Raw genomic sequence first — 6,589 nt, forward strand, 5'->3', positions numbered from 1 at the left:
TCTGCTGTTTACGATTACGATATCTTATATTATTTGTTAATTATGTATAACTAATAATAATTTAAATTAAAGCTATTTAAATTATTATTGCTTAATTTTAATAAAAATAAATTCTTCCTTGTATTAGACGTAGCTCTGTACAAATAATAACAAGATTACATATTTAAATATTGAGCTAATAATTGTATTCTGTTACTAACTTTACAATAAATTTAATGTATGCTTTGGATACTAAATGCCAAGCATAACATTAGGAAGATTTTAGGTAACTATGGACAAACCGATAAACTCACCATTTAGATATCCTGGTGGCAAATTTTATGCTCGAAATTTGATTCTTAATCATATTCCTTCTCACTCTTATTATATTGAACCTTTTGCGGGGGGTGGTTCTATTTTTTTTGTAAAAGACAAAGTACATATTAATTGGCTCAATGATATTGATGAATTATTAATAAATACCTTATTAACAATTCGAGATCAACCAGAAGAATTAATCAAATTTTTAGCAGGTGAATCTGCTACGAAAGAAAGACATACATATTACAAAAACGAATTTATTCCACAAAATCAATTAGAACGAGCTGGTAGATGGTTTTACCTTAACAGAACCTCCTACTCTGGGATTATGAATCATCAAAACTGTTATTGGGGGTATGGTGACAAATACAGTATGCGTCCAGAGAATTGGCCCAGAAACATACGTCGAACTTCAGAGAAACTTCAAAACGTTAAAATTACTAATCTCGATTTTGAAGAAGTTATCGAATCTGTACCCAATGGATCTTTTTTATTTATTGACCCTCCTTATTTCAATGCAGATCAAGATAAACTTTATGCTCATTCATTTTCTAAAGACGATCATTTCAGGCTATGCCAAATATTAAATAGATATAAGGAAAAAATAAAATTCCTTCTAACTTACGATAATAGCGACACAATTAGAAATCTATATGAATGGGCATTGGAAATACACGACAAAGAATGGAATTATACAATTAGTAGAAGTGATGATCAAAAAAATGCGAAAAGTAAGCAAGATAACTTTAAAGGTGGACGATATAAGGGAAAAGAAATTTTTATATTAAATTACTCTTCTCTTGACTCTACTTCTCCAAATTTGGAACAGTTAATTTAGAAGTTTGAATTATTATGATGAGGTAAAGTTCTGCATATTATAGTAAGCATTTAATTGTTTTTAGTTAATGATCCTGAATACACATAAATTTATCTATTCGAGCAAAATCTTCTATAAAAAGGATCTCAAGCAGTAATTAATTGTAAAGTTTTCTATAAAACTAGCAAATATATAGTATGATCACTGACTTCTCATTACATGAAATTTAACTGTATGACCTGGTTTTCCTTGTCCGTGCAACGGTGGGGTCGGATTACACAATTCCTATCTTTGTTCTGTCTATGCTTATTTTTAGTTGTTAGTTGCGCTCCTCGTCCACAGCCTCCTACGCCACCATCGGGTTCTGTAAATAGCCCTACAGGTGATGGTCGTATTACGATAGGTACAACAGCAAAGCCGAGAACCCTTGATCCAGCTGATGCTTATGAGTTGGCATCCTTGGGTTTGGTGTTTAATATGAGCGATCGCCTCTACACCTACGAACCAGGTAGTACGGAAATTAAGCCCCAGCTTGCGACAGCATTACCTAAAGTCAGTCAAGATGCCTTAACTTATACCATCCCCTTACGTCAGGGAGTGGTTTTTCACGATGGAACTCCCTTCAATGCCGAAGCAATGGCGTTTACCATCAACCGCTTTATTCAAAATAAAGGAAAACCTTCATTCTTACTAGGTGATATAGTAGATTCGGTAAAAAGTACAAGTGAGTATGAGTTAACCATTAAGCTGAAAAAGCCCTTTGCAGCCTTTCCTTCACTGCTAGCGTTTCCTGGGGTATGTGCAGTTTCGCCAAAAGCTTACGAACTCGGCGCTGGTAAATTTAAGCCGAATATTTTTGTGGGAACTGGCCCTTACAAGTTAGCGCAGTATGGTACTGATTCAATAAGATTTGATACGTTTGATAAATATTGGGGAGAAAAACCAATTAACAAGGGTGTTAACCTCCAAATTCAAACTAGTCCGGTTAATTTGTTTAATGCTTTCCGTACAGGCGCTGTAGATGTAGCTTATCTTTCGCTACAGCCAGATCAAAATCGGAGCTTAGAAGAAGGTGGTAAAAAAGGGGATTGGCAAGCGATCGCAGCTGAAGGTAGTGTAGTAAGCTATCTGGTATTGAATCGGAATCAAAAGCCTTTAGATAAATTAGAAGTCAGACAAGCGATCGCGTCAATAATTGACCGTCCACTCTTAAATGAGCGGGCCTTGCTTGGTCAAGCAGATCCGCTTTATAGCATGATTCCCACAACATTTAAAGTTTCTGTGCCATTATTCAAAGATGCTTATGGCGATGCTAACTTTGATCAAGCTAAAAAATTGTTAACTACTGCTGGTTTCTCCAAAGAAAATCCGGCAAAAGTCCAAATTTGGTATCCTTCTAGTTCGCCTACTCGTAGTTTGGCAGCACAGACCCTCAAATCTCTTGTCGATGCCAAAATGGATGGAATTCTGCAATTTGAAGTTACCCCTGCTGAAGGGCCAACATTTTTTAAAGACATTGCCAAAGGATTATATCCAGGAGCTTTACTTGATTGGTATCCAGACTTTTTAGACCCAGATAATTACGTCCAGCCGTTTTTGTCTTGTGACAAAGGTTCAGTTGCTAAAGGATGTGAAGATGGAGGCAGTCAAACTCAGGGTTCGTTCTACTATAACGAAGCGATGAATAAACTGATCGATCAACAACGCAAAGAACTGAATCCCGAAGCGCGTCAGAAAATTTTTGCAGAAATTCAAAAGCAAGTAACTGCTGATGTACCTTATGTTCCCTTATGGCAAAGTAAAGACTATGTATTTGCTCAAAAAGGTGTGAACAGCGTACAACTTAACCCAACCCAAATTCTGGTTTACCAGACAATTAAAAAGTAGTCATTAGTCCTCTGTCATTTGCCATTTATTTTTATAAATGACAAATGACAAATAACAAATAACTAAAATATGTCTCGCTCTAAGGCTTTACAATATTACATAGTTTCTCGGTTGCTTCTTGCACCACTCCAGCTATTAACAATTATCACCATTGTCTTTCTCTTATTAAGAGCAACACCAGGAGATCCCGCAGATGCAATTCTTGGTGGACGTGCGCCGGAAGCTGCAAAAGAAGAATTGCGGAAACAACTAGGTTTAAACTTTCCTTTGTGGCTACAATATCTCAATTATTTGGGAAGCATACTGCGCTTTGACTTGGGAACGTCTTTAATGAGTCGCGGACAGAATGTTTGGGACATAATTGGGCAATATTTCCCGGCGACGGTGGAGTTAGCAGTATGTAGTATGGCGGTTGCACTCATCGTCGGAATTGCGGTTGGGACTCTTTCAGCTTCTCGTCCTGGGACATATTTTGATGTTGGTGGGCGCTTGTTTGGGATTATCACCTACGCACTCCCCATGTTTTGGGCGGGAATGCTTTTGCAGTTGATTTTCTCAGTCCAACTGGGTTGGTTTCCCAATTCCAACCGCTTTCCACCTAATCTTCCGGCTCCCACTCCTGTTACGGGATTGTATACAATTGATAGCTTACTCGGTGGAAATCTCACCCAGTTTTTCACATCTTTGCACCATCTTGCCCTACCGAGTCTGACTTTGGGAATTTTGCTGAGTGGGATTTTTGAGCGAATTGTGCGAGTTAATTTAAAACAAACCTTGCAAGCAGATTATGTAGAAGCCGCTAGAGCCAGAGGTATTGGTGAAAATAAAATTTTAGCCTCCCATGCCTTAAAGAATGCTCTAATCCCAGTAATTACAGTGTTAGGATTAACTTTTGCTTCTCTGTTGGGTGGGGCAATTTTGACAGAAGTGACATTTTCTTGGCCTGGGTTAGCGAATCGACTGTATCAAGCGATCGCAGATCGCGATTATCCCACAGTCCAGGGAGTGCTAGTCTTTTTTGGTGCGATCGTTGTCAGCGCCAGCATTTTAATTGATATTTTAAATGCTTATGTAGATCCGCGAATTCGGTACTAGCAAAAAGTTCTTAATTCTTTCTAACCTTCTTGTGGGGTGGGCATCTTGACCGCCCTTTTGTATTAGATGAAGCAGTAAAATCTAGGTTGGGTTAAGCAAAGCGCAACCCAACACAAAACTATCATTTTGTCTGGGAAATATTATCGATTTGAGTTATCTGACCCAGAGATACTTTTACAGCTAAGATCGGTATAGCCGTAGCTGCAATCAGAACAGCAGTAGCCAGGATAATTGCAACTGGTTTACCACCATATTGGACTAAGACCTTAAAAATATTTTCTGCTGTCTGACCCCCAGCTTGAACTAATTCCACTGTATCTGATTTGCTTAAAGCAGCAGTAATATTTTCAGCGATATCGAGAAGTTGTTCTGTATTGTTTGACTGACTTAGAACATCTAGAGATTGAACTATTGGCTGTTGCTGTGCAACTAAATTTTCATTTACAGGATAGTAAGCAGACATCGTTTTGCACTCCTCTGTTGTTCCGATGTCTATATACTCGCCTGTAGTTCATAGTTATACGTAGGATGTAGGTAAATGTAGGATTAGGTCATAAATACAAAGAATATCTACATAGACGTAGGATTATGTAGGTTTTGCTGTAAAATACTAAACTTATATCTAAGTGTTAACTTTACTCTACCAACTCAATCAGGTTAAATGGAAGCTGAAGAAGCATTAGAGTCTATTAAGCAAATATTTGAGGAGAGAAAAGGAAAAGTAGTATTACTGGGCAAGTTAGAAGAAAAAGTTTTTCTACTAAGTTGGCAAGGTATGGATTATGGCGATATGATTTGTCAAATATATAAATCTAATGGCAAACCATATACAGAACAGTATTTCAGAGAAATAGGTAAAAAATTAATTGATAAAATTAAGAAAGTTTTAAATATAGACGATCTTGAGAAAAGATATTTTAAGGAAGAACTTGAAAACTTTTTTGATAAAAATTATAATAACTCTACTAAAAAACTATCTTATACCACTGCACCAGAACCAGATTATACTACTTCTCCAGAGTTAACTAATAATACTGTATCTGACCTAAATCAAAATCCCTTTATTCCTTTTAGTGGCAGAGTAGAAGAAAAGTATCTCTTTTTTGATCGAGAGCGCGAAATCCGGCGAATATTTGAAGTACTGAATAGTGGTAGTAGTATCGTTTTAATTGGAGAAGAAGGAATCGGCAAATCTTCGCTGCTATGGATGATTAACCAACAGGCGAGAAATTTTCTCAAAAGCGAACGTCAGCCAGTTTTCTTAGACCTGAATTTACTTCATAATGAAAGTCAATTTTATAGTGAATTGTGCCACGAGATCGGTATACCTGACAGTAAAGACTATCAGTTAACCCGCAATTTGCGAAGTTGTAAAATACTACTGGCTATAGACAATGTAGGAAAACTTACAAGCGAAGGTTTTACTCGCAACATAAGGGATTATTTGCGCGGTTTAGCCGAAGGGAGTAATGCTCCGCTGAAGCTGATTTTAGCTGCCACCGAACCTTTGAACAACCTTTTTAAGGATAGTCAGGAGCAAGGTAATACTTCTCCGTTGGCAGGTATTTGCCAAGAGGAACACATTCATCCTTGGGATGAATTTACTATGCGTGCTTTTATTACCAACCGTTTGGCTAGAACTTCTGTGAGTTTTACTGAAGATGAAATCATCCAACTCATCCAAGAAAGTGGCGGACATCCTCGCAAACTGATGCAATTGTGTTATCGAACTTATTCGCGGTATGTGGAGAGTTTGCAATGAATGACACTGCTTTGACCTCTCCCCTACAAGGGGCTACGGTGTACACACAAGTTATCGAATTACCCCACCCTAACCCTCCCCTTGGAAAGGGGAGGGAACTAGATTTTCTTGTTTCCCCCCTTTACAAGGGGGGATTAAGGGGGGTAAAACCCGGATATCAAAGTAACTACGATTTGTACGTACACGTTAGCCTACAAGGAGAGGAGAGCAAAATTGCTCCTATTCTACCTTCCCTGGAAGGGCCTGGGGGGTTAGGTTCTTCACGGGTGATGATGGAGGTTGAATAATGACCCCTGTACCCCGCCTAGACTTAGCCCCTAAGTTGAAGCGTCGCCTCTCTTTGTGGAACCCCTTAGATTATCTGCGCCTGCTGTATTGGGTGTTTTTCTTTCCCCAAGCCTTGCGGTGGTATGTGGATACATTCGGGGGTGGGTATATTCCTGAAGGGGAAATGAATTGGCGGAAGGGATGGGAGTTATTGCGTCAAAATGCTATCCAACGTCAGTTACTTTTTCAAGGATTAGTTTTAACAGTAATTACACCTGTAGCTATAGGTCTAATTTTTCAGGCAATAAACATTCCCGTTGACTGGTTCGGCGTGGCGGGAGGCGTGGCGGTAGGCGTGGCGTTCGGTGAAGCTGCCCGACGGCGAGGTGCCGGGGACGTACCTCAAGCCGGAGATGGGGGCGGTGGTCTCGTTCCTGCCCGCGAAGAATTAAACCTGACGC

General features: G+C 38.9%; 6 protein-coding genes and 1 pseudogene. 6 read left to right on the top strand and 1 reads right to left on the bottom strand.

The window, feature by feature from the left end; genetic code table 11:
• Window positions 1–271: 271 nt before the first annotated feature.
• The 3 genes from IQ274_RS10845 to IQ274_RS10855 all read left to right on the top strand — a co-directional run bounded on the left by IQ274_RS10845 (window position 272) and on the right by IQ274_RS10855 (window position 4,099).
• Complete coding sequence (locus IQ274_RS10845) at window positions 272–1,138, top strand: DNA adenine methylase (protein WP_194142248.1); 867 nt, start codon at window positions 272–274, stop codon at window positions 1,136–1,138.
• A 213-nt stretch (window positions 1,139–1,351) separates the two neighbouring features.
• Window positions 1,352–3,004 carry an ABC transporter substrate-binding protein gene (locus tag IQ274_RS10850; RefSeq protein ID WP_194142249.1) on the top strand — a complete coding sequence of 551 codons (1,653 nt, stop codon included), beginning with the start codon at window positions 1,352–1,354 and terminating at the stop codon, window positions 3,002–3,004.
• Between the two features lie 69 nt (window positions 3,005–3,073).
• Window positions 3,074–4,099, top strand: coding sequence for an ABC transporter permease (locus tag IQ274_RS10855; protein WP_012409030.1), 1,026 nt, complete (start codon window positions 3,074–3,076; stop codon window positions 4,097–4,099).
• Between the two features lie 121 nt (window positions 4,100–4,220).
• Here IQ274_RS10855 and IQ274_RS10860 read toward each other — a convergent pair whose 3' ends face one another.
• The gene (locus IQ274_RS10860) at window positions 4,221–4,562 is read right to left on the bottom strand and encodes a hypothetical protein (RefSeq protein WP_194142250.1); all 342 of its coding nucleotides are present in this window, start codon (window positions 4,560–4,562) and stop codon (window positions 4,221–4,223) included.
• A 198-nt stretch (window positions 4,563–4,760) separates the two neighbouring features.
• Here IQ274_RS10860 and IQ274_RS10865 point away from each other — a divergent pair, with 198 nt between their 5' ends.
• From IQ274_RS10865 to IQ274_RS36460, 3 genes and pseudogenes are all read left to right on the top strand, one after another.
• Window positions 4,761–5,861 (top strand): ATP-binding protein, encoded by a 1,101-nt coding sequence (locus IQ274_RS10865; RefSeq protein WP_194142251.1) that lies wholly within the window; start codon window positions 4,761–4,763, stop codon window positions 5,859–5,861.
• Entirely contained in the window at window positions 5,858–6,148 is a 291-nt protein-coding gene (locus IQ274_RS10870) for a hypothetical protein (RefSeq protein WP_194142252.1), read from the top strand. Before IQ274_RS10865 ends, IQ274_RS10870 begins: the two co-directional genes overlap by 4 nt.
• A pseudogene (locus IQ274_RS36460) lies at window positions 6,148–6,589 on the top strand (hypothetical protein); the annotation flags it as partial. The gene IQ274_RS10870 and the pseudogene IQ274_RS36460, both read left to right, overlap by 1 nt.

The sequence above is a fragment of the Nostoc sp. LEGE 12447 genome (assembly GCF_015206985.1).
GTDB lineage: Bacteria > Cyanobacteriota > Cyanobacteriia > Cyanobacteriales > Nostocaceae > Nostoc.

Coding starts and splice junctions, on each gene's coding strand:
- IQ274_RS10865 (WP_194142251.1), top strand. CDS start 4,761: ATGGAAGCTGAAGAAGCATTAGAGTCTATTAAGCAAATATTTGAGGAG.
- IQ274_RS10860 (WP_194142250.1), bottom strand. CDS start 4,562: ATGTCTGCTTACTATCCTGTAAATGAAAATTTAGTTGCACAGCAACAG.
- IQ274_RS10850 (WP_194142249.1), top strand. CDS start 1,352: ATGACCTGGTTTTCCTTGTCCGTGCAACGGTGGGGTCGGATTACACAA.
- IQ274_RS10845 (WP_194142248.1), top strand. CDS start 272: ATGGACAAACCGATAAACTCACCATTTAGATATCCTGGTGGCAAATTT.
- IQ274_RS10870 (WP_194142252.1), top strand. CDS start 5,858: ATGAATGACACTGCTTTGACCTCTCCCCTACAAGGGGCTACGGTGTAC.
- IQ274_RS10855 (WP_012409030.1), top strand. CDS start 3,074: ATGTCTCGCTCTAAGGCTTTACAATATTACATAGTTTCTCGGTTGCTT.